21 protein-coding genes are annotated in these 22,250 nt (G+C 71.4%); 10 read left to right on the forward strand and 11 right to left on the reverse strand.

From position 1 onward, the window contains the following. Positions 1-120: 120 nt before the first annotated feature. Positions 121-396 (forward strand): helix-turn-helix domain-containing protein, encoded by a 276-nt coding sequence (locus tag ACR3ZA_RS05070; RefSeq protein ID WP_473660761.1) that lies wholly within the window; start codon positions 121-123, stop codon positions 394-396. Here ACR3ZA_RS05070 and ACR3ZA_RS05075 read toward each other — a convergent pair. Next, on the reverse strand, positions 390-989 hold the full coding sequence (locus ACR3ZA_RS05075; RefSeq protein ID WP_473660762.1) for a hypothetical protein: 600 nt from the start codon (positions 987-989) through the stop codon (positions 390-392). The two genes, ACR3ZA_RS05070 and ACR3ZA_RS05075, sit on opposite strands and share 7 nt — an antisense overlap. A 148-nt stretch (positions 990-1,137) precedes the next feature. Here ACR3ZA_RS05075 and ACR3ZA_RS05080 point away from each other — a divergent pair, with 148 nt between their 5' ends. Further along, entirely contained in the window at positions 1,138-1,587 is a 450-nt protein-coding gene (locus tag ACR3ZA_RS05080) for an Rv3235 family protein (protein WP_473660764.1), read from the forward strand. Here ACR3ZA_RS05080 and secA read toward each other — a convergent pair. The 6 genes from secA to mtrA form a co-directional block, all read right to left on the reverse strand. Next, on the reverse strand, positions 1,584-4,403 hold the full coding sequence (gene secA / locus ACR3ZA_RS05085) for a preprotein translocase subunit SecA (RefSeq protein WP_473660765.1): 2,820 nt from the start codon (positions 4,401-4,403) through the stop codon (positions 1,584-1,586). The two genes, ACR3ZA_RS05080 and secA, sit on opposite strands and share 4 nt — an antisense overlap. Positions 4,404-4,520: 117 nt before the next feature. Next, the gene (gene hpf, locus ACR3ZA_RS05090) at positions 4,521-5,198 is read right to left on the reverse strand and encodes a ribosome hibernation-promoting factor, HPF/YfiA family (RefSeq protein ID WP_473660767.1); all 678 of its coding nucleotides are present in this window, start codon (positions 5,196-5,198) and stop codon (positions 4,521-4,523) included. 153 nt (positions 5,199-5,351) lie between these two features. Beyond that, positions 5,352-6,068, reverse strand: a complete 717-nt coding sequence (locus ACR3ZA_RS05095; protein ID WP_473660769.1) for a phosphoribosyltransferase family protein — start codon at positions 6,066-6,068, stop codon at positions 5,352-5,354. A 62-nt stretch (positions 6,069-6,130) separates the two neighbouring features. Continuing rightward, on the reverse strand, positions 6,131-7,801 hold the full coding sequence (locus tag ACR3ZA_RS05100; protein WP_473660771.1) for an LpqB family beta-propeller domain-containing protein: 1,671 nt from the start codon (positions 7,799-7,801) through the stop codon (positions 6,131-6,133). Beyond that, positions 7,798-9,414, reverse strand: a complete 1,617-nt coding sequence (mtrB, locus tag ACR3ZA_RS05105) for an MtrAB system histidine kinase MtrB (RefSeq protein ID WP_473660773.1) — start codon at positions 9,412-9,414, stop codon at positions 7,798-7,800. The genes ACR3ZA_RS05100 and mtrB overlap by 4 nt, the downstream gene beginning before the upstream one ends. A 10-nt stretch (positions 9,415-9,424) precedes the next feature. Continuing rightward, positions 9,425-10,105 (reverse strand): MtrAB system response regulator MtrA, encoded by a 681-nt coding sequence (gene mtrA, locus ACR3ZA_RS05110; protein ID WP_473660775.1) that lies wholly within the window; start codon positions 10,103-10,105, stop codon positions 9,425-9,427. A 134-nt stretch (positions 10,106-10,239) separates the two neighbouring features. On the opposite strand from mtrA, the gene ACR3ZA_RS05115 reads away from it, so the two are divergent. From ACR3ZA_RS05115 to ACR3ZA_RS05140, 6 genes are all read left to right on the forward strand, one after another. Beyond that, positions 10,240-11,433, forward strand: coding sequence for a DUF7847 domain-containing protein (locus ACR3ZA_RS05115; RefSeq protein WP_473660777.1), 1,194 nt, complete (start codon positions 10,240-10,242; stop codon positions 11,431-11,433). 3 nt (positions 11,434-11,436) lie between these two features. Then, on the forward strand, positions 11,437-12,102 hold the full coding sequence (locus ACR3ZA_RS05120; RefSeq protein WP_473660779.1) for a DUF4129 domain-containing protein: 666 nt from the start codon (positions 11,437-11,439) through the stop codon (positions 12,100-12,102). Continuing rightward, positions 12,099-13,322, forward strand: coding sequence for a DUF4350 domain-containing protein (locus ACR3ZA_RS05125; RefSeq protein WP_473660781.1), 1,224 nt, complete (start codon positions 12,099-12,101; stop codon positions 13,320-13,322). Before ACR3ZA_RS05120 ends, ACR3ZA_RS05125 begins: the two co-directional genes overlap by 4 nt. A gap of 5 nt (positions 13,323-13,327) precedes the next feature. Further along, positions 13,328-14,287 carry an AAA family ATPase gene (locus tag ACR3ZA_RS05130; RefSeq protein WP_473660783.1) on the forward strand — a complete coding sequence of 320 codons (960 nt, stop codon included), beginning with the start codon at positions 13,328-13,330 and terminating at the stop codon, positions 14,285-14,287. A 4-nt stretch (positions 14,288-14,291) separates the two neighbouring features. Then, positions 14,292-15,605, forward strand: coding sequence for a DUF58 domain-containing protein (locus tag ACR3ZA_RS05135; protein ID WP_473660786.1), 1,314 nt, complete (start codon positions 14,292-14,294; stop codon positions 15,603-15,605). Between the two features lie 71 nt (positions 15,606-15,676). Further along, the gene (locus ACR3ZA_RS05140; RefSeq protein WP_473660787.1) at positions 15,677-16,381 is read left to right on the forward strand and encodes an aquaporin; all 705 of its coding nucleotides are present in this window, start codon (positions 15,677-15,679) and stop codon (positions 16,379-16,381) included. 74 nt (positions 16,382-16,455) lie between these two features. Here ACR3ZA_RS05140 and ACR3ZA_RS05145 read toward each other — a convergent pair whose 3' ends face one another. Continuing rightward, positions 16,456-17,451, reverse strand: coding sequence for a stage II sporulation protein M (locus ACR3ZA_RS05145; RefSeq protein WP_473660790.1), 996 nt, complete (start codon positions 17,449-17,451; stop codon positions 16,456-16,458). A 19-nt stretch (positions 17,452-17,470) separates the two neighbouring features. Between ACR3ZA_RS05145 and ACR3ZA_RS05150 the strand changes: the two genes are divergently transcribed. After that, positions 17,471-18,343: an RDD family protein gene (locus ACR3ZA_RS05150; protein WP_473660792.1), complete on the forward strand. Its 873-nt coding sequence runs from the start codon at positions 17,471-17,473 to the stop codon at positions 18,341-18,343. A gap of 18 nt (positions 18,344-18,361) precedes the next feature. On the opposite strand, the gene ahcY is transcribed toward ACR3ZA_RS05150, so the two are convergent. Next, complete coding sequence (gene ahcY, locus ACR3ZA_RS05155) at positions 18,362-19,843, reverse strand: adenosylhomocysteinase (protein WP_473660794.1); 1,482 nt, start codon at positions 19,841-19,843, stop codon at positions 18,362-18,364. 55 nt (positions 19,844-19,898) lie between these two features. Further along, complete coding sequence (locus ACR3ZA_RS05160; RefSeq protein WP_473551298.1) at positions 19,899-20,114, reverse strand: DUF3499 family protein; 216 nt, start codon at positions 20,112-20,114, stop codon at positions 19,899-19,901. Between the two features lie 42 nt (positions 20,115-20,156). Here ACR3ZA_RS05160 and ACR3ZA_RS05165 point away from each other — a divergent pair, with 42 nt between their 5' ends. Beyond that, a complete protein-coding gene (locus ACR3ZA_RS05165; protein ID WP_473660796.1) occupies positions 20,157-20,600 on the forward strand; it encodes a metallopeptidase family protein in 444 nt (147 codons plus the stop codon). Between the two features lie 38 nt (positions 20,601-20,638). Here ACR3ZA_RS05165 and ACR3ZA_RS05170 read toward each other — a convergent pair whose 3' ends face one another. Next, positions 20,639-22,192 (reverse strand): DUF5719 family protein, encoded by a 1,554-nt coding sequence (locus ACR3ZA_RS05170; RefSeq protein ID WP_473660798.1) that lies wholly within the window; start codon positions 22,190-22,192, stop codon positions 20,639-20,641. Between the last annotated feature and the right edge of the window lie 58 nt (positions 22,193-22,250).

Here is a 22,250-nt window from a genome sequence, read left to right on the forward strand (position 1 = left end):
GGCTCCTCTCCAGAAGATCGACGCGGATCGGACGGTGCCATGCTGACCGCTCGTTTCCGTCATCGCGGCGACTTATCCACATCACCGTCCGGGCCGGGGGCGGCGCACGATAATCGAGGCATGACGACGTCCGACACCCCTGACCTGGGTCGTTTTCTGACCCTCGCGGACACCGCCGAAGTCCTCAACATCTCGCCGCGCCAGGCCTATTCGCTCGTGCGCTCGGGCGAACTGCCGGCGATTCAGATCGGCGCGCGAGGAGCTTGGCGAGTCGAGCGGGCGATGCTCGACAGCTACATCGCCGCCAAGTACGAGGAGTCGCGGCACCTCGCCCGCTGGCGCCAGGCGAACTTCGCCGACGTCGCCGAGCTCTTCGCTCCCGAACGCACTCAGTAGCGGATCGCGGCGAGCTGGCCGAACGGCACGAGCCGAACCCCGCGCACCGCGGAAGCCCGTCGCGGCTCACCCGGCTCGTGCTCGGCGAGGTCGAGGTGATCGCGCGCGACGCGATCGAGAGTGCCGAAGTGCGAACCGCGCGTGGTCACGATCTCCACGGGAACACGGCGACGGCAGAGGTCGCGCGCCACGAAGGCGAGCCCGAGGCGTGCCGACAGCGACGCGGTCGGCACCGCGACCGGTTCGGCCTCCAGACCCCGCACCAGCTGGGTGGCACTCGGGCGCAGGGCGACGATCGCCGTCAGGGGGATCACGGCGGCGGCGCGTGGTCCGGCATCGGCGACGAGGTCGCCGGCGATCCAGTCACGGCCGAGCACGCTCGCACGCAGCACGCAGACGGCGCCGGTCATCAGCTCGAGGACGAGCGGCTCGCGGTCGGCCCGCTCGGGCTCGGCCATGGCGAGCATGCGGTCGCGCAGCGTCAGCCGCGCGAGGCGGAGCCGCCCCTCTTCCGCCACCAGGTCGGTCTCTTCGGCATCGAGCTCGTGCTCCAGCTGCGACTCGAGGTCGTCGAAGAGTCGGTCCCAGCGCATGGCGAGACGCTAACCGCGCACCCGGGAGATGACGCCGGTTATCCACAATCGACAAAAACTCTAGACATGGCGACAGGCGCGTGATTGAGTGTGGCTACCCCCGGATGGGGGTCAACTCCTGCTCCGATCCCCCGGGGAGTCACCGACGATGAGCGATCTCGCGACCGATCACCTGCCCTCCGACGCAGCCTCCCGCGCCGCGCGCATGCGATTCGACCCCGAGGACTTCTTCGGTCGCCAGCCGACGCCGACCACGGCCCTGCCCGACCCCGGCCCGCTGCTCGAGAACCTGACGCGCTGCGTCGTCGAGATCCTCGCGGGCGCCCGTGAGCTCGAGCAGATCGCGCGCTGGGTCACCGACGACGTCTACCGCCACCTGCTGAAGCGGGTCGTGCTCTCGACGCGCGCGCGACAGGCCCGCGGCGAGACGGCGGTCCGGCCGACCTTCGCGATCGGCGGCACGCGCATCTGCGAACCGCGCGACGGCGTCATCGAAGCCACCGTGATCGTGCGCGGACGGGCGCGCACGCGCGCCGTGGCGATCCGGCTCGAAGGCCTGGACCACCGCTGGCGCGCGAGCGCCATCCACGTGCTCTAGCGGCGCTTGTCCTGGGCGCGGCGCTGAGCGCGGTTGAGCGGAGCATCCGCGCCCTGACCGCCCTCGGTGCGCTGCCCGAAGGCTCCCCGCTGCGCGGGCGCCGCGGGGGCCGCCTGCTGCGGAGCCTGCGGAGGACGCGCGGGCTGCGCGGCCGCTGCCTGCTGCTGCTGCGCCCGCGCCGTGGCGGCCTGCTGCAGCTGTCCGCGCTGGTTGCGCACCTCGACCTCGCCGTCGGCGGTCGGCGCCGAGTACTGGAGCCCCTGCGGCGGGGCCGCCTGGCCGCCGAGTCCCTTCGCGGCGACACGCGCCGTTCCGTCGGCCGAGGTCACCTCGACCTCGAGGTTGAACAGGAAGCCGACCGACTCCTCGCGGATCTGACCCATCATGTTCTGGTAGAGCGAGAAGCCTTCGCGCTGGTACTCGACGAGCGGATCGCGCTGGGCCATCGCCCGCAGGCCGATGCCGTCCTTCAGGTAGTCCATCTCGTAGAGGTGGTCACGCCAGCGGCGGTCGATGACGCTCAGCACCACGCGGCGCTCCAGCTCGCGCATCGCGGGTGAGCCGAGCTGCTCCTCGCGGCGCTGGTAGGCGAGGGTCACATCCGACATGATCTCGGCGCGGAGGTCCTTGACGCTCAGGCGGCCCTTGCTGCCGGCCTCGCTCAGAACCTCGTCGATCGTGATCGACACCGGGTAGAGGGTCTTCAGCTCCGTCCAGAGCGCCTCCAGATCCCAGTCGTCACTCGTGCCCTCGGCGGTGTACTCGTCGATGACCTCGTCGAGCACGGTGCTGAGGAAGCTCTGCACCCGCTCGTGCAGGTCGTCGCCCTCGAGGATGTGCCGACGGTCGGCGTAGATCGCCTCGCGCTGGCGGTTGAGGACGTCGTCGTACTTGAGGACGTTCTTGCGGATCTCGGCGTTGCGACTCTCGACCTGCGACTGCGCCGACCGGATCGCCCGCGACACGGTCTTCGACTCGATGGCCGTGCCCTTCGGCGCGCGGGCCATGAGCGCCTCGGCGGCGCCCGCGTTGAACAGGCGCATCAGGTCGTCCTGCAGCGACAGGTAGAAGCGGCTCTCACCGGGGTCGCCCTGACGGCCGGAACGACCGCGCAGCTGGTTGTCGATGCGGCGCGACTCGTGGCGCTCGGTGCCGAGCACGTAGAGCCCGCCCGCCTCGCGCACCTTCTCGGCCTCGGCCTCGACCTCGCTCTTGACCGTCTCGAAGACGGCATCCCACTCGGCCTCGTACTCGTCGGGCGTGTCGATGGGGCTCAGGCCCTTGTCGTGCATCCGCGCGACGGCGATGTGCTCCGCGTTGCCGCCGAGCATGATGTCGGTACCGCGACCGGCCATGTTGGTGGCGACGGTGACCGCGCCGAGTCGACCGGCCTGGGCGATGATCGAGGCCTCGCGCGCGTGGTTCTTCGCGTTGAGCACCTCGTGCTTCACGCCGCGCTTGGCGAGCAGTCGCGAGAGGTACTCGCTCTTCTCGACGCTGGTGGTTCCCACCAGCACCGGCTGGCCGGCGCGGTGGCGCTCGACGATGTCCTCGACGACCTGGTCGAACTTGTCGGTCTCGCTCGCGTAGACCAGATCCGCCTGGTCCTTGCGGATCATCGGACGGTTGGTCTCGATCGCGACGACGCCGAGCTTGTAGGTCGCCATGAACTCGGCAGCCTCGGTCTCGGCGGTACCGGTCATGCCGGAGAGCTTCGAGTAGAGCCGGAAGTAGTTCTGCAGCGTGACGGTGGCGAGGGTCTGGTTCTCGGCCTTGACCTGCACGCCCTCCTTCGCCTCGATGGCCTGGTGGATGCCCTCGTTGTAGCGACGGCCGACCAGGATGCGGCCGGTGTGCTCGTCGACGATGAGCACCTCGCCGTTCATCACGACGTAGTCCTTGTCGCGCTTGAACAGGGCCTTCGCCTTGATCGAGTTGTTGAGGAACGAGATCAACGGCGTATTGGCCGACTCGTAGAGGTTGTCGATGCCGAGGTAATCCTCGACCTTCTCGATGCCGCCTTCGAGCACGCCGACGGTGCGCTTCTTCTCGTCGACCTCGTAGTCCTCGCCCTCGACGAGGCGCTTGGCGATGTTGGCGAACTCGCCGAACCAGCGGTTGGCCTCACCCGAGGCCTGGCCCGAGATGATGAGCGGCGTGCGCGCCTCGTCGATCAGGATCGAGTCGACCTCATCGACGATCGCGAAGTGGTGGCCGCGCTGGACCATGTCGCTCGCCTGCCAGGCCATGTTGTCGCGGAGGTAGTCGAAGCCGAACTCGTTGTTGGTGCCGTAGGTGACGTCGGCCGCGTACTGCTCGCGACGCTGCTCCGGCGTCTGGCCGCTCAGGATGCAGCCCGTCGTCATGCCGAGGGCGCGGAAGATGCGCCCCATGATCTCGGACTGGTAGCTGGCCAGGTAGTCGTTCACGGTGATGATGTGAACGCCGCGCGACGTGATCGCGTTGAGGTAGGCGGGAAGGACGGCGGTGAGCGTCTTGCCCTCACCGGTCTTCATCTCGGCGATGTTGCCGAGGTGCAGCGCCGCGCCACCCTGCACCTGCACGTCGAAGGCGCGGAAGCCGAGGGTGCGCTTGGCCGCCTCGCGGACGGCGGCGAAGGCCTCGGGGAGCAGATCGTCGAGCGATTCGCCGTCGGAGTAGCGCTCGCGCAGCTCCGCCGTCTCGTTGCGGAGCTCTTCATCCGTCAGCTCGGAGAACGCCTCCTCGAGGTGGTTGACCGCCTCGGCATAGTTCTTGAGGCGACGCAGCGTGCGCCCCTCGCCGACGCGGAGAACTCTCTCCAGCACATTTGCCACGGATGACTCCACTCCTCGTGCGGGGCACGACGGCGCCCGCCGTTACCAGCGCGTAACTCTAGCAATGGTAGTGCGGCGGGCGCCTGAGGCTCGGCTGTGTGCGGAGCGGCGGAAAACCTACCGCCGCCGCGCGCGCGCCTTCGCCAGCTCATCGGCGCTGTCGGACTCCTCGTCGAGCGCGATCACGCCGTAGTCCCAGCCGGTGCGCCGGTACACGACGCTCGCCCGGTCGGTCTCGGCGTCGATGAAGAGGAAGAAATCGTGCCCGACCAGCTCCATGCGGTCCAGCGCGTCGGCGGAGGTCATCCGCTCGGCCGGGAAGACCTTGCGGCGGATGACCACCGGACTCCAGTCCTCCGTCTCGTCGCTCTCGACCGTCGGGATGGCGCCCGTCGCCACGCGCTCGAGCGTCGCCACACTGGCGGGCACCACATCGCCGACGCGACCGGAGCTCATCGCCTCCTGGATCGACGGCGGGCGGTGCTGGCCGCGGTGGACCTTCTTGCGGTCCTTGGCCTGGCGGATGCGCTCGACGAGCTTGTCGAACGCGAGGTCGAATGCCGCGTACTTGTCGGCCGCGGCTGCCTCGGCCCGCACCAGCGGTCCCGGGCCGATCAGGGTGAGCTCCACACGATCATCGCCCGACTGGCCCCGCGATTCGTGGTGGCGAACCAGCTTGATCTCGAGGGCGAGGGCTCGCTCGGCGAGCTTCTCGATCTTCTCGGACTTCTCCGTCGCGTAGTCCTCGAATCGATCGGGAACGTCGACTCCGCGGCCGGTGATCGTGATGTCCATGGGACCCTCCAGTCAGTTGTCACTCGGGTCGCACGGACTCGTGCAACCCGTTCAGACCGGGGCACCAGGGGGAGCCCCGTGTCTTGCTTGGCGCTTCTCCCGTCAGGCGTTTGAGCGCCTTTGGCCCCACCGTAGTCCCGTGCGCGCGGGTTGTCACGAGTGACTCGGTGGGAGTTCGGTGGGTGTCTCCTTTCGATTCGGAATGCGCCGCGGAGTGGCTGCCACCACGGCCGCCGCGACCACGATCGCTCCCGCGCGCTCGAGCTCGCGAGCGGCCTCGCGTAGCGTGGCGCCGGTGGTGACGACGTCGTCGAGCAGCACCACGCGGCGCCCTCGCGCCCGCCCCGTCGCGCGGAAGGCACCGCGGGCGTTCTCGGCCCGCTCACTCACCCCGAACGTCTTCTGCGCACCGCGTCGGGTCCCGGGCGCCGACACGAGCAGCCGCTCGCCGCGCACGCCGACGGCCCGTGCGAGCCGCTCGACCGGCCGGAACCCCCGACGGCGCCGCGCTGCCGCGCTGGCCGGGATCGGGCACAGCACGAGGGTGTCGTCGTCTCCGCTGGTACGCGCCACGCGCAGCGCGCCTTCGAGCGCCGCCGCGAACACCGGGGCGAGCGCCCGCGCGAGCCCCGGTCGGTCGCCATCTTTGAACGCGAGGATGACGGCGCGCAGTTCCCGCGCGTAGCTCGCCCCCGCGACGACGGGAAGCGCCCCGGGCAGCAGCACGGGCCGCGGACTCAGCGCCGCACGGCAGTCTCGGCACAGTTCGCGGTCGGTGACGCCGCATCCGGCGCACTCCACCGGCAGAACGAGCGCGACGGCGTCGAGAAGCGCCTCGACGAGCGGTGCGCTGCGGTGTCGAGCTGTCATGCCCCGAGTGTCGCCACGGGTGCGCCCGGTCGGCGCAGAGCCGAGAGCAGGTGGGGAGACCGCTACTGCTGCGTCGCGAGGAAGGAGGCGCGCAGTCCCGTGTCGAGCCAGCTCGAGTCGCCGCTGGGTCGAGAGACGATGCCGTCGGCGCCGAGCACGCGGATTCCCTCGACCCCGTTGCCGCCGACGATCTGCACGCCGTTCTCGACAAAGCCCAGGCTCTCCAGCCGACCACCCAGGGTCGCCGTGGAGACCGTCGTGGACTGCCCCGAGCGCAGCAGCAGCGCGATCGTCGTGCCGTCGACCCAGCTCAGGTCGAGCAGCTCGCCCGACCCGACGGAGACCAGGGTGGACTCGACGATGGCGATCGGAGCACCGTTCGCATCCCGCACGATGCCGGCGACCACCAGCCGCGATCCGTCGTCGGTCGCGACGGCGAAGACCACACGGGTGCCGTCACGCGACACCTTGACGCCGATCACGCGTCCCTCGATCCCGATGCCGATCGGCAGCGCGACGCCCTCCGGCGAGATCGCGAAGAGCTGCTCCAGCTGATCCTCGGGGCCCGTCCAGATGTAGCCCCACGGGTCGATGGCGGGCGCGATCAGCCCCGTGCCCGCGGCGGCGAGCTCGACGCCGTCGGCGGTCACGCGACTCACGCCGTCGGCGGTGAGCACGGCGACCGTCGACCGATCGCGACTGACACTGGCGGCCGTGGCGCCGAGCGAGTCGATCGCCGTGCCGATCTCATCCAACGGCCGCACCTCCGACTCGCCGATCGAGCCGAAGCTGCCCGCCAGCATCCCGACCGGAATCGGGTCCACCTGGAGGAAGCGGTCGGCAGTGCCGCCGGCCTCCGAGATATCGGCGGGGAAGCCGCCCGAGATGACGGCGGCGCTGTGCACATCGCTGAGCGAGCCCAGGCTCGCCGTGAGCTGCTGCAGGATGCGCCACTGGGTCGAGCTGGAGACCGCCAGGATGTCGGAGCTCAGGGTGACCGTCGCGGTGCCCGACTCGATGTCGACGCTCTCGAGACGCTCCAGGCCGTTCGGGACGGCCGTGATGAGCACCCCGGAGTCGAGCAGCGGAGACTGGCCCGCGATGAGCTCATCGACGATCCGGTTGGAGATCGTCCGCGACACCAGGAACCAGCGCAGCTCGGGAACCAGGAACTGGAAGTCGGGCGAGAAGTAGTACAGCTCGACCGGCTCGAACAGCAGCTCGAAGAAGGTCGGCGACAGCACCGTCCCATCGGGAGCCGCCGAGATGCGCCACTCGCCGTCCTCCTGCACGAACTCGAAGGCCAGCTGGCGACTCGAGCCCGCGCCGGCGAGGTCATAGTGCCCCGTGGAGTCGACTTCGGCCGTCACCTCGAGGCTCACCTGAAGCCCGGTGTCGGTCTCGGTGGGGACGACCGCCGAGGTGCTGACGAGCACGCCCGCGTTCGGTCGCCACTCCGCCGCGAACGAGTCGGTCAGGTACTCGGTGGCGACGGCATAGCTGTTCTGCGGACCACGGCCGGCGCGGAGGAAGCCGATCAGGATCTCGCGCGGGGTGGCGCCGACCGCCGGCCCTTCCGGAACCGGAAGCAGGGCCTCGGTGTCTCCCTCGTCGGGGATCGCGACCGTGCTGACGCCGCTGGAGTCGGGGATGCGGACGCATCCGGAGAGCACGCCGACGACCGCGAGCGCCGCGAGCGCGCGCCACCACCAGCGAGAACGGGTCCGGCTCACTTCGGCGCCTCCAGTCCGTCGGTCGGTCGCAGCTCGACCGAGTCGTCCGGCGGAAGGTCGAGCGGCGATCCGAGCACGCGGTCGCCGGGAGACCGGGGCAGCGTGAGCCGGAAGCAGGTGCCCTGGGCCGGCTCGCTCCACACCTCGAGCACCCCGTCGTGCAGCACCGCGTCTTCGAGGGAGATCGCGAGCCCGAGCCCGGTGCCGCCCGTGCGGCGCTGTCGCGAGGGGTCGGCGCGCCAGAAGCGGTCGAACACCCGATCGAGCTGCTCGGGCTCCATGCCGACGCCGTAGTCGCGCACCGCGATGGCGATCGCGGTCGCGTCGCTGTCGACGTAGGCGACGATCGGTCGGCCTTCGCCATGGTCGATGGCGTTGCCGAGCAGGTTCTGCAGGATGCGGCGGATGCGGCGCGCATCCACCTCGGCCTCGAAGTAGCCGCCGGGGGCGACCAGGCGGATGTCGCTGCCGCGCTCCGCCGCGAGCGGTGTCATCGCCTCGATCGCATCTTCGACGAGGCGCACCAGGTTGGTCGGCTCGGTCTCGAGCGTGACCGCCCCCGCGTCGTAGCGACTCATCTCGAGCAGGTCCGCCAGCAGCACCTCGAAGCGCTCGGTCTGGGCGTGCAGCAGCTCGGCGGTGCGGGCGGTCGCCGGCTCGAAGGCGGCGCGCTTGTCGTAGAGCACATCACCGGCGAGCCGAATCGTCGTCAGCGGGGTGCGCAGCTCGTGCGAGACGTCGCTCACGAAGCGCTGCTGGAGCCGCGAGAGCTCGGCCAGCTGGCGGATCTGGCGCTGCAGGCTGTCCGCCATCCGGTTGAAGGAGCGCGCCAGCGTCGCCAGCTCGTCCTGGCCGCGCTCGGGCAGACGCTCCTCGAGCTGTCCGTCGGCGAGCTTCTCGCTGGTGGCGGCCGCGACGCGCACCGGCCCGACCACCAATCGCACCACGAGGTAGCTGACCAGGCCGATCAGCAGCACGAGGGCGGCGCCGCCGATGACGAGGGTGAGCTGCACGAAGTCGAGGGTGCCCTGCACGTCGGCGAGGTCGTAGACGATGTAGAGCTGGTAGAGCCCGGCCTGCGGAACCGTGAGCAGACTGCCGACGATGATGCCGGGGGTGGTCTCGTCGCCGACGCCGTCGGGGATGACGATCGACTGCCACGACAGCTCGGTTCCGGCCGAGCCGGTGGTGCTCTCGGCGAGCTCGGTCGAGACGAGCGTGTCGCTGAAGTTGGGGCTCTGCGCCCCCTCCAGCAGCACGGGGCCCTCCTGGCCGGGCACGCGCAGGAAGGCGATCAGCGGGTCGGTCGAGACGGTGTTCCGCACCGCCAGGATCGCGGACTCCTGGGCGCCGACCAGGTCGCCGTCGCTCGTCGACTCCCCCGCCTGCGTGAACTCCTGCTGCGCCAGCAGGGTGGCGCGCCCGGCTTCATCCAGCAGGAGGTCGCGGCGCGACTCGAACAGGTTCGAGCGGACGCTCGCCGTGACGAACAGGCCGATGATGGTGACCGCCAGCGTCGACAGCGCCACCGTCAGGAAGATCGTGCGCAGCTGCAGCGAGCCGCGCCAGCGCCGCCCCAGACGCTCGAGCCATTCGCGCCCGTCGAACCGCACCGGGTTCTCCTCAGCTCACGGCGCCCGCGCGGTAGCCGACGCCGCGAACGGTGGTGACGATGCGGGGGTTGTCGGGATCGTGTTCGACCTTGGCGCGCAGGCGTTGCACGTGCACGTTCACCAGGCGCGTATCGGCCTTGTAGTGATAGCCCCAGACCTGCTCGAGCAGCATCTCGCGCGTGAACACCTGCTGGGGCTTCGCGGCGAGCGCCAGCAGCAGCTGGAACTCGAGCGGCGTCAGCGACAGCTTGTCGTCGCCACGTCGCACCTCGTGTGCCGCCACATCGATCGTCAGGTCGCCGATCTCCACCGTCTCGCTCGTCGTCGGCAGGGTCGGACGCAGCCGGGTGCGGATGCGCGCGACGAGCTCTTTCGGGTTGAAGGGCTTGACGACGTAGTCGTCGGCGCCGCTCTCCAGCCCGACGACCACATCCGTCGGCTCGCCCTTGGCAGTGAGCATGATGATCGGCACGCCGCTCTCGGCGCGGATGCGCGCGCAGACTTCGATGCCGTCGATGCCGGGCAGCATCAGATCGAGCAGGACGAGGTCGGGACGCACCTCCTGGAAGATGCTGAGCGCGGACGTGCCGTCGGCCGCGAAGGACGGCTCGAAGCCTTCGCCCCGCAGCACGATGCCGATCATCTCGGCAATCGCCGGGTCGTCGTCGACCACCAGGATGCGCGCGCTCATGAACCTCGCCGATTCCCAAGGCGACCCGGGGTTTCGGATCGCGTTGAACTTTCGCTCCAGCGTAGTCGAGCGTGAGAACATGAACGTGAGTGTTGCCCGCATCAGCCGGGATTCTGCCCACGGGAGGGACCGCCGTGACCGACGACCATCAGTGGCATGCCCCGGATGCGCCGCGAGAGCCCGCAGCCTCGCCGTATCACGCGACCCCTGATCCGGGTGCCGCGACCGCGGGCGCCTCCGGGCCGGCGGCCGCCGCGCCCGGCGGCGCGAACGGCTGGGCCCCGCCGCCGAAGCCGGGACTCGTGCCGCTGCGCCCGATGACCCTCGGGACGATCCTCGGCGCCTCGTTCCAGGTGCTGCGGCGCAACCCGAAGCCGACGCTCGGGCCGGCGCTGCTCATCTCGCTGGCGACGGTGCTGCTCACCCTGCTGGTGACCGGCGCGGTCACCGCGTGGTCGATCGGACGCATCGAGTCGGCGCAGTCCGCGGCCGACCAGGACGCGCTCGTGGCGGGCGGCGTCGCCCTCGGCGTCGTCGGCGTGCTGCTCGCGGTGCTGCTGTCGATCATCGGAACGGCGGTGCTGCAGGGCATCATCGTCGCCGAGGTGGCACGCGCCACCCTCGGGGAGAAGCTCGGCTTCCGCGGCCTCTGGGCGCACCTTCGAGGCCGCCTCGGCGCACTCATCGGGTGGGCGTTCGTGCTGGCTTCGGCGCTGGCGGTCGCGGTGCTGGTCGTGATCGTCCTGATCGCGGGCCTCAGCCTCCTCGGCGACGCGGGCGTCATCCTCAGCGTGCTGGTCGGCATCATCGCGTTCCTCGGTGGGGCCGTGCTGGTCGCCTGGCTGTCGACCAAGCTGCTCTTCGTGCCGGCTGCGCTGGTGCTGGAGCGGCGCCGCCTGGCGGCCGCCGTCACGCGATCGTGGACCCTCATCCGCGGTTCGTTCTGGCGCGTGTTCGGCATCGTTCTGCTGGTCAGCGTCATGCTCTCGATCGCGGGCCAGGTCGTGACGACTCCGGTGAGTCTGCTGTTCGGGCTGGGCACGACGTTCATCGCCCCGTCCGGAATGGACGAGTCGGGGTTCATCGCGATCACGATCATCAGCTACCTCGTGCTCTTCCTGGTCTCGGCGGTCGTCGGCGCCATCACCCTCGTGGTGCAGACGGCGACCTCCTCGCTGCTGTACCTCGACCTGCGCTTCCGCACCGAGGGACTCGACCTGGAGCTGGCGCGGACCGTCGAGGCGCGCCAGCGCGGCGAGAGCGTCGCCGACCCGTACGCGGCGCCCGCCCCGGGTTCGCCGTCGTTCGGCTCGCCGGCCGCGAGCTGAGGCATGCACCGACTGCTCGGCGCAGGTCCGCGGGAAGTCCCCGTCGACCCGGACGCACCGGAAGCGCGCGACTGGCTGCTGCGCGAGCTCGCCGACCCGGCGTACGAGGCCGCGCGCCCGACGTGGTTCGACCTGCTCGCTCAGCAGGTGCGCGAGTGGTTCGAATCGCTCCGGTTCACCCCCGGCGAGGGCGGCTTCCCCTGGTGGCTGGTGGTCCTGCTCGCCATCGTGCTGCTCGTGGTGCTGGTGGCGTTCTGGATCTATGGGGCGCCTCGCCGGAACCGGCGCAGCGCCGCGCCCGAATCGCTGTTCGGAGACGAGGACACGCGCGATTCCGCCGCGCTGCGGCGCGCCGCCGAGCAGGCCGCCGCCCGGGGAGACTTCACGCTGGCGCTGGCCGAGCTCTACCGGGCGCTCGCGCGCGGCCTCAGCGAGCGCACTCTCGTCTCGCTGTTCCCGGGCACGACGGCGCACGGCTTCGCCGCGCAGGCCGGCGCGGTGTTCCCCTCGGCGCGTGACCGCCTTGAGTCGAGCGCGAGCGACTTCGATGCCGTGCGCTACCTCGACCAGCCCGGCACGCGCACCCAGTGGGAGGCGCTGCGCGCGCTCGAGAACGAGCTGCGGGCCGCCCGCGTCGCCGCGCCCGAGACGACAGGACCGACCGCGTGAGCGCGGCGACCGCACCGAAGGTGCTCACCCCGACGCTTCGCCGAACGGGAGCGCGAGCCCGGTTCTGGATCGTCGGAGTCGCGCTGATCGTGCTGGTCGGCGTCGTGGCGCTTCTCACCGAACGCGGCGCGAGCACCGGGGCGAACTGGCTGGATCCGGAGAGCGCCGCCCCCGACGGAACGCGTGCGCTCGTGGAGGTGCTCCGCGAGCAGGGGGTCACGGTGCACCTCGCGACGAGCCTCACCGAGATGCGCGGGTTCGTCGACGCGGCGGAGAGTGCCACCGTCGTCCTGCACGACCGCGACGCGGTGCTCGACGAGGAGCAGCGCGCGCGCGTTGCGCGCACGACCGCCCGACTCGTCGTCCTCGAGCCGGGACTCACCGCGACCGCCGATCTCGCGCCCGAGATCGGGCTCGCCGGCAACGCGCTCGACTCCGACGAGCGCCTGAACGCGGACTGCACCGTGTCGGCCGCGGAGCGCGCGGGCGAGATCCGCGGCAGCGGATTCGGCTACCGCATCCTCGACGCCGCCTCGGGTGCCGTCGGCTGCTTCACGACCGACGACGACATCGTCGCCCTGATCGAGATTCCCCGCGACGACCGCGAGCTCGTCCTGCTGGGGGCGACCTCGCTGCTCACCAACGACGAGATCCTGCTCTCCGGCAACGCGGCCCTCGCCCTCAATCTGCTCGGCGAGGATGCGACGCTCGTCTGGTACGTGCCGGGGGTGGACGACCTGCGGGCGGGCGACGAGCTCCCCACGATTCTCGACCTCACGGCGACCTGGGTCACGCCGCTGGCGATCCTCGCCGTGCTGGTCACCGTCGCCGCGGGCGTCTGGCGCGGTCGCCGGTTCGGCCCGCTGGTGCGCGAACGGCTGCCGGTGATCGTGCGCTCGAGCGAGACGATGGAGGGGCGCGCACGGCTGTACGAGCGTGCCAACGCGCGCCTGCACGCGCTGGACGCGCTGCGGATGGCCGCCCTCGGGCGCCTCGCCGCGCGCGTCGGACTGTCGCGCACCGCCACCGTGGACGAGATTGTGGCCGCCGTCTCCGCGCTCACCGGCCGCGACCGCTCCGAGCTCGGCGACCTGCTCGTCGGCGCCCTGCCGCACTCCGATGCCGAGCTGCTCCGGCTCTCCGACGACCTGAACCGGCTCGAGCAGGACATCGCCCGGTTCACCACTGCTCCGCACACCCGCACCAGCCCGAAAGAATGAGGACCATGACCGATTCCGCTCAGCTCCGTGACGCCTTCGCGCAGGTCCGCACCGAGGTCGGCAAGGCCGTCGTCGGTCAGGACGGCGCCGTCACCGGCATCCTGATCGCGCTCCTGGCCGGAGGCCACGTGCTCCTGGAGGGCGTGCCGGGGGTCGCCAAGACCCTGCTGGTGCGCACCCTCAGCCAGACGCTGAACCTGCAGACGCACCGCGTGCAGTTCACCCCCGACCTGATGCCCGGGGACATCACCGGCTCGGTCGTGTTCGACCCGAAGTCCGGCGAGTTCGAGTTCCGCGAGGGGCCGGTGTTCACCAATATCCTCCTCGCCGACGAGATCAACCGCACCCCGCCGAAGACGCAGTCGGCGCTGCTGGAGGCGATGGAGGAGCGGCAGGTCTCGACCGACGGCGTGACGCGCGCCCTGCCCGAGCCGTTCCTGGTGGCCGCCACCCAGAACCCGATCGAGTACGAGGGCACCTACACGCTGCCGGAGGCGCAGCTCGACCGGTTCCTGGTGAAGCTGGTGCTCGAGCTTCCCGAGCGCGACCACGAGACGGAGATGCTGGCACGCCACGCCGCCGGGTTCAACCCGCGCGACCTCGACGCGGCCGGGGTCCGGCCGGTGCTGGACGCCGCCGGGCTGGCCGCCGCGCAGGCCGACGTGCGCACCGTGACCGTCGCGCCCGAGGTGCTCGGCTACGCCGTCGACCTGGCGCGCGCGACGCGCCAGAGCCCCTCGGTGCGGCTGGGCGTCAGCCCGCGCGGCACCACGGCACTGCTCGCCGCCGCCCGCGCCTGGGCGTGGCTCACCGGCTCCAGCGGGGTGACGCCGGATCACATCCAGGCGATGGCGATCCCGGTGCTGCGCCACCGCATCCAGCTGCGACCCGAGGCCGAGCTGGAGGGCGTCGCCGCCGACTCCGTGCTGCGCTCGATCCTGCAGCAGGTCCAGGTTCCGATCTAAGCGCATGGCTCTCTCCGGATGGTTCGTCGCGCTCCTCGCGCTGGGAGCGGTTCCCACGGTCGCGGTCGGGGGCCCCTGGGGCCTGCTCGGCTGGCTCGCGCTGTGCGTCGCGCTCGCCGCCGTCGATCTGCTCGCGGCGGGGTCGCCCCGCGCGCTGCGGATCTCGCGCGAGACCCCGGCGCGGGTGCGGTTGGGCGAGTCTGCTCCGTCGAGCCTGCTGATCGCCAACGAGGGCCGGCGCGCGATCCACGGCATCGTGCGCGATGCCTGGCAGCCCTCCGCGGGAGCCTCCCCCGCCCGTCGGCGCGTCGTGATCCCCGCGGGCGAACGCCGCGCTCTCACGACGACCCTCACGCCCACGCGCCGCGGGGAGCGCCGCGCCGCCCACGTGACCGTGCGCGCGTTCGGACCGCTGCGACTCGCGGCCCGCCAGGCGACGCTGTTGGCCCCCGGTGCGATCCGCGTGCTGCCGCCGTTCCACTCGCGTCGGCATCTGCCGTCGCGCCTCGCCCGGCTGCGCGAGCTGGACGGGCGCACCAGCGTGATGCTGCGCGGGCAGGGCACCGAGTTCGACTCGCTGCGCGAGTATGTGCGCGGCGACGACGTGCGCTCGATCGACTGGCGGGCGACGGCCCGGCGGCGCGACCCGGCGGGCGGCGGTCTACAGCTCGTGGTGCGCACCTGGCGACCCGAGCGGGACCGCCGCGTCGTCATCGTGATCGACTCCGGTCGCACCTCGGCCGCGCGAATCGACCGTGAGCCGCGCCTGGACACGGCGTTCGAGTCGAGCCTCCTGCTCGCCGCGCTCGCGAGCCGCGCGGGCGACCACGTCGACCTCGTGGTCTTCGATCGCCGGGTGCGCGGGCGGGTTCAGGGTGCGACCGGTCCGGAGCTGCTGTCGCGCATGGTCGACGTGATGGCGCCGATCGAGCCCGACCTGATCGAGACCGACTGGAGCGCCGTGCCCGGCCTGGTGCGACATGTCACCCCGCACCGCGCCCTGGTCGTGCTGCTCACCTCCATCGACACCCCGGGCTCCTCGCGCGCCCTGCTGTCGGCGCTGCCGCAGCTCACCCGTCACCACACCGTGCTCGTGGCCTCGGTCACCGACCCGGAGATCCAGGCGGCAACCGCGCAGCGTGGAAGCCGGAGCGAGGTGTACCGTGCCGCGGCCGCCGAGCGCGCGCTGCTCGACGCGGCACGGGTGGCCGCCGCCATCCGTCAGTCGGGCGCCGAGGTCGTCACCTCGACCCCTGCCGAGCTGCCGCCGGCCGTCGCCGACCGCTACCTTGAGCTGAAGGCCGCCGGACGGCTCTGACGCTGCGGCAATCGCCCGGACGGGCGGTAGCCTGGGCGCGCTCAATCCAGCACGTAGAAACGGAATCATTCATGGCTGACGCCACCTCGTCCCCCTCGATGCTCTCGCGCCTGATCGCCGAGACCTTCGGAACCTTCATGCTCGTCTTCGGCGTCATCGGCGCCGCGCTGTTCATCTCGAGCGCCACCGGCCCGCTCGCCGTCGCCCTCGGCGTCGGCCTCGCCGTCATGGTCTCGGCCTACGCGGTGGGCCACATCTCGGGCGGGCACTTCAACCCGGCCGTCTCGTTCGGCGCCGCCGCCGCCGGACGGATGCCGTGGAAGGACGTCGCTCCGTACCTGGGCGCGCAGTTCGTCGGTGGTCTTCTCGCCGCCGTCGTGCTGTTCGTGATCGGATCCGGCACCGGCACGAGCCCGAACTTCGGCGCGGTCTCGAATGGCTTCGGGGCGTTCTCGCCCGGCGGCTATGACGTCGTCGCCGTCGTCGTCGCCGAGTTCGTGGCAACGCTGATCTTCGTCTGGGTCATCCTCGGCGTGACCGCGCCCGGGGCGACGACCGCCGGCTTCGCGCCGCTGGCGATCGGACTCGCGCTCACCATGTTCCACCTGGTGCTGATCCCGGTCTCGAACGCCTCGCTGAACCCCGCGCGCTCGCTGGCGACCGCCGCCTTCGGCGGTCCCGACGCGCTGGCGCAGCTGTGGGTGTTCCTGCTGGTCCCCGTGCTCGGCGGTCTGGTCGCCGGCGCGACCTTCAAGGCCGTGCTCGGCCGCAAGTAGCACCGACTGACCATCGACGGGCCCGGCGCGCGAGCGTCGGGCCCGTCGTCGTCGTGGCGCGGCCGAGGCGCGGCTCAGGCGCTGACGATCTCGCGCGACCCCGACTCGAACTCCGTGAGATCGCCGGTCTCCCCCGCGCGGACGGCACGGCGGCCCACACCCCACTGGTAGAAGACGACGACGGCGAGCGCGACCGTGCCGATGCCGATCTTGATCGCCCAGGGCCAGTCCTGCCGTGTGACGTAGCCCTCGATGACCCCCGAGATGAGCAGCGCCAGCGCGGTCCCCACGACGATCGTGAAGAAGGCGCGGCCGTCCTCGGCGAGCGCCTGCGCGCGCGTGCGACCGCCGGGGGCGACCCACGACCAGAAGATCAGCAGCCCCGCGGCCGCCGCGAGGAAGATCGCGTACAGCTCGAGCTGGCCGTGCGGGGCGATGTAGAGGAAGAAGTGGTCCAGCCGGTCGTAGTGGTCCATGATCGCGGCGGTGATGCCGAGCCCCTGCGCGTTGCTGAAGATCACGTACGGCACCCAGACGCCGACGATCCCGAACATGATGCACTGGGCCGCGATCCAGGCGTTGTTCGTCCAGACCTGCCCGGCGAAGGCCGCCTCGGAGTTGTTCGAGTAGTAGGCGACGAACTCCTGTTCGGCGTAGCGCCGGAGCGTCGCCTCCGGGCCGAGCGAGGCGAACACGGCGGGATCGTTCGCCACCCACACCGCGTACGCCGCGGCGATCGCGACCGTCGCGAACGCGACCGCGAGCGTCGCCCAGCGGATCCGGTACAGCGCGGCGGGAAGCTGGAGCGCGAAGAAGCGGGTCACCTGCTCCAGCGGGTTGCTCGGAGCTCCGGTGAATCGCAGTCGCGCGCGCGACAGCGCGAGCGACAGCCGCGTTGCGGGAACGGACTCACCGACCGTCGTCTTCATCGCCGACAGCTGCGTCGCCCCGGACTGATACAGCTCGATCAGCTCGTCGGCCACAGCCCCGTCGAGCGTCCGCTGCTTCGCCACCTGGGCAAGCCGATCCCAGTCCGCACGGTGGGCGGCAGAGTAGGCGTCGAGGTCCATCTGCTGTCAGGATAACCACATGGAACGCGCGGTGACACCGACTCACCTTGGTTCCGACGAGCCCGTCGACGACCTCGACCGCCGCGAGCTGCTGACCGGCGAGGCGGTGGGGCTCGACCTTCGACCGGCGGGCTTCGCCCTGCGGGCGGCGGGAGCCATCATCGACTTCGTCGCACTGGTGCTGGTCTATCTGGTGCTGTGGCTCGGCCTGGCCTTCCTCGCCTCCGAGTCGGGGGCCGAGGAGGCCGTGTTCACCATCATCGCGATCGCGTCGCTCGTGCTCTGCATCGTCGTGATCCCGGTGCTCGTCGAGACGCTCAGCCGAGGCAAGTCGCTCGGCAAGCTCGCCGTGGGCGCCCGCATCGTGCGCGACGACGGGGGTGCGATCGGGTTCCGCCACGCCGCCATCCGCGCACTGGTCGGCGTGCTCGAGACCTACATGACCCTCGGCGGCCTGGCGGCCATCGTCGGACTGTTGAGCGAGCGCAGCAAGCGGCTCGGCGATCTGCTCGCCGGAACCTACGCGCAGTACGAGCGGGTCGACCGCGCCGTGACCCCGGTATTCGGCGTGCCGGCGGAGCTCACCGCGTGGGCGAGCGTCGCCGACGTCGCCCGGCTGCCCGACGCCCTCTCACGACGCATCGCGCAGTTCCTCGCCCACGCGGGCAAGTTCACGCCGGAACGGCGGACCGCCGTCGCGCAGGGGCTCGCCGCCGAGATCGCCGTCTACGTGTCGCCGATTCCCGACGTCGACCCCGAGCTGCTGCTCGCCGGCGTCACGGTGGTGCGCCGCGAACGGGAGGCCGCCGCGCTCGCCCTCGAGGCGGAGCGGCTGCACCGACTCGACGCCGCGCTGCGGGATCGCCCGCACGGCTTTCCCGAGCGCGGCTGAGTCGAGCCGCCGCGCGACCTAGTAGCGGTAGTGGTCGACCTTGTAGGGGCCGTCGACCTCCACGCCGATGTAGGCGGCCTGCGAGGGGGTGAGGCGGGTCAGTTCGACGCCCAGGGCATCCAGGTGCAGACGCGCCACCTTCTCGTCGAGGTGCTTGGGAAGCACGTACACGCCGACCGGGTACTCCTCGCCGCGCGTGTACAGCTCGATCTGGGCGAGCACCTGGTTCGTGAACGAGTTCGACATCACAAACGACGGGTGGCCGGTCGCGTTGCCGAGGTTCATCAGCCGGCCCTCGCTGAGCACGAGGATGCTGCGACCGTGCGGCAGTCGCCACTCGTCGACCTGCGGCTTGATCTGGATGCGCTCCGCGCCCGGCAGCGACTCGAGACCGGCCATGTCGATCTCGTTGTCGAAGTGGCCGACGTTCGCGACGATCGCCTGGTGCTTGAGCCCCAGCAGGTGGTCGAGAGTGACCACGTCCTTGTTGCCGGTCGCGGTGACGAGGATGTCGACCTGGTCGATGACGCTCTCCAGGCGCGCGACCTGGAAGCCGTCCATCGCCGCCTGCAGGGCGTTGATCGGGTCGATCTCGCTCACGATGACGCGCGCGCCCTGGCCACGCAGCGCCTCGGCGCTGCCCTTGCCGACGTCACCGTAACCGGCGACGAAGGCGACCTTGCCGCCCATCAGCACGTCGGTGGCGCGGTTCAGGCCGTCGGGCAGTGAGTGCCGGATGCCGTACTTGTTGTCGAACTTCGACTTGGTGACCGAGTCGTTGACGTTGATCGCCGGGAACAGGAGCCCGCCCTCGCGGTGCAGCTCGTAGAGGCGGTGCACACCGGTGGTGGTCTCCTCGGTGACGCCCTGGATCTCCTCCGCGACGCGCGTCCATCGACCCGGCTCCGCCTCGATCGTCTGGCGCACGGTCTCGAGGAACACGCGCCACTCGCCGCTGGCGTCGGCCTCCGGCTGCGGCACCGACCCGGCGAGCTCGAACTCGCGCCCCTTGAGCACCAGCATCGTGGCGTCGCCACCGTCGTCGAGGATCATGTTCGGGCCGACGAAGTCCTCGCCCACGGCAGCGGCCTCGGCGCTCCAGTCGAAGATCTGCGTGGTCGCCCACCAGTACTCCTCCAGGCTCTCGCCCTTCCAGGCGAACACCGGAATGCCCGCGGGGGCTTCGGCGGTGCCGGTCGGGCCGACGGCGACCGCGGCGGCCGCCTCGTCCTGCGTGGAGAAGATGTTGCAGCTCGCCCAGCGCACCTGGGCTCCGAGCGCCACGAGCGTCTCGATCAGCACGGCGGTCTGCACCGTCATGTGCAGCGAGCCCGCGATGCGCGCGCCGGCGAGCGGCGCGCTCTCGGCGAACTCCTCGCGCAGGGCCATGAGCCCGGGCATCTCGTTCTCGGCGAGCCGGAGCTGGTGACGTCCTGCTTCGGCGAGACCGAGATCGGCGACCTTGAACGGCGAACGGGTGGAGGCAGCGGGCGTTGTCATGTGCCTATTCTCGCAAGGTTCTGCGCCGTGTTACCTGCGCGGCCCCGACGCCGCCTCAGGCGACCGTGTTGCGCGAGATCGAGTGCCGCACGACCTGCCAGCCCTGCGGGGCCGAGAGCCGCTCCGCGTGGCGCGCGCACAGGTCGTAGCTGTGCGGTTCGTGCCGACCGGCGAGCGGGCCGAGCACCGCCATCGCGTCCGCGTAGTCGTAGGTCAGCGTCGCCACGGCGTCCTCGCCGCAGGCGACCTTGCTGCACGGCCGACTCGTCACGAGTGCCAGGCTACCCCGCGATCCGCGTCGTACACTGGCGACATGCCCCGCCCGGTCTCCCGTTCCCTCGACTCGGTCGCCCGTGGTCGGGGCCGCGACCGGCACGGGCGCGGACTGCGCTCCGCGGTGACGGGCCCCCATCTTCCGCTGCTGCGGTCGCGGGTCGGGTTCTTCGACAACTGCGTGTCGTCGGCGCTGGAATACGTGCGGGACCTGTGGCCGAACGAGCTGGCGAACGTGACGGTGCACATCGCCAACGCGCCCACCGGGCCGCTCGCGACCTCGGGCGTGGATCGCTGGCAGGTCGACCGGCGGGCGCGGGCGATCGTGCTCTACCGCATCCCCATCGAGCGTCTCACCCGGCTGCACCGGGACGACGACTGGCATCGTCGCTCGCTCATCGAGAGCTGTGTGTTCCGCGCCGTCGCCGAACTGCTCGGCAAGGATCCGTGGGACATCGCTCCCGAGCGCTACCGCCACTTCTGAGCCCCGCTGCGCCGTCGCGTTCGCGCGCCGGCCAACCGCTACGGGTAGACGGTGATCGGGTCGGCGAGCGGCCGCGACCCGACGAGTACGCCCGAGGCGAGTTCGCCCGCGTCGGCGTAGCTGAGCGAAGCCCTCAGCCCGGCGGTGCCGCTCACCCGAAGCGTGGCGCCCGCCGTCACGGACACTGAGACCGACGAGCCCGCCGCGACGTCGTACTCCGCCGCGGTTCCGCCGACCGTGGCGACGGTGACGGCGGCGGCGCCGTCGGTCGGGTTCACGAGCGTCAGCATCGGTCGTGCCGCATCCGCGACCGCGACGAGCAGGTCGGCCGGCAGCGCCGGTGCGGCGGCGAACCAGGCGAAGTCGCTCGCCGGCGCCGCGACGACCGGGCTGAGCGCGTCCTCGTCGTCGCCCGAGCCCGTGTCGACCGCCGTCGTCGCTCGTGCCGCGGCAACGATGGGAACCTCGGAATCGACGTAGACGGTGTAGAGGCCGTCGGGGAGCGCGGACAGCGCCTCGGCGGCGATCCCGGCGCCGAGATCGACCTCGGCGACCCGCTGAGGATCCAGGTCGAGCTCGAAGGTCGACACCACCTCGGCTGCGGCGTCATCGCTCGCCTCCGCGACGACGCGCACGGTGACCGAGCCCTCCACCTCGCCAGGGATCAGCAGCCGAATCGCTGCGGTCGCGTCACCCCAGTCGTCGCGAGCGCTGGCCCGGCTCACACCCAGCGAGTCCTCGATCCGCACGCCGGGGATCACGAGCGAGGTGCTCGGCTCAGCCGTCGACCCGATGATCTCGACGCCGCCGTCGTCCAGGCCTCGCACGATCGACTGCTGGAGGGCCGCCGTGATCCGCCCGCCGCGCGCCTCGACCTCGACCACGGGCGAGGCGACCCCGGGCGCGAAACCGGCGAGCGACACCACGCGCTGCGCCCCCGCGGGAACGGAGATCCCGCTGAGTCCGGGCGCGGTGAGGATGCCGGTCTCGCCCCACAGCCGAAGCGTCACCTCGGCATCGACGTCGCTCGGGTTGGTGAGCACGAGGGCCGTGCTGCGCCCGACGCTCAAGGAGCCGCCAACCAGCCAGGTCGAGCCGCTCGGCTCGACGCACGGCGAGGCCGCAAGCCCCGAGAAGCCGGCCACCGCGGAGGTCTGCGCGGTGGCGCCGGCCACCAGCACCCCCTCGCCGGCGGGCGCCGAGATGACGATGGGCGCGGCATCAAGACCGTTCAGGTCGAGGCCCGGATCGGCGAGAGCGGTCTCGCTCACCGCAGCGCCGACCGCCGCCGCCACCAGCTCCGCACTCGACACCGCGACCGCCGTCTCGGCGTTCCCGCCCGTCTCGTCGCCGAACCGCACGAGCCCGCCGGAGCAGACCCGCAACTGGTCGGCGGGCTCCGGAGTGACAACGATCCCGGCGGGGGTCGCCCCGAGGTTCGGCAGCGGGAAGAGCCCGACAACCGCGACGGTCGCGGCCGCGACGGCGAGCGCGACGGCACCGGCGGCGATGCGACCGCCCAGCCGGACCGCGCGGCGAACGGCGCCGGAGTCGTGTCGCTCGGCCGGGGCCTCCGCGAGCTCAGGCGGCACCGCGTCGCTCCGCGTCGCGTCAGGCCGCGTCGTTTCAGGCCGCGTCGTCTCGGGCTCC

The organism is Herbiconiux sp. J20-20 (assembly GCF_057365085.1).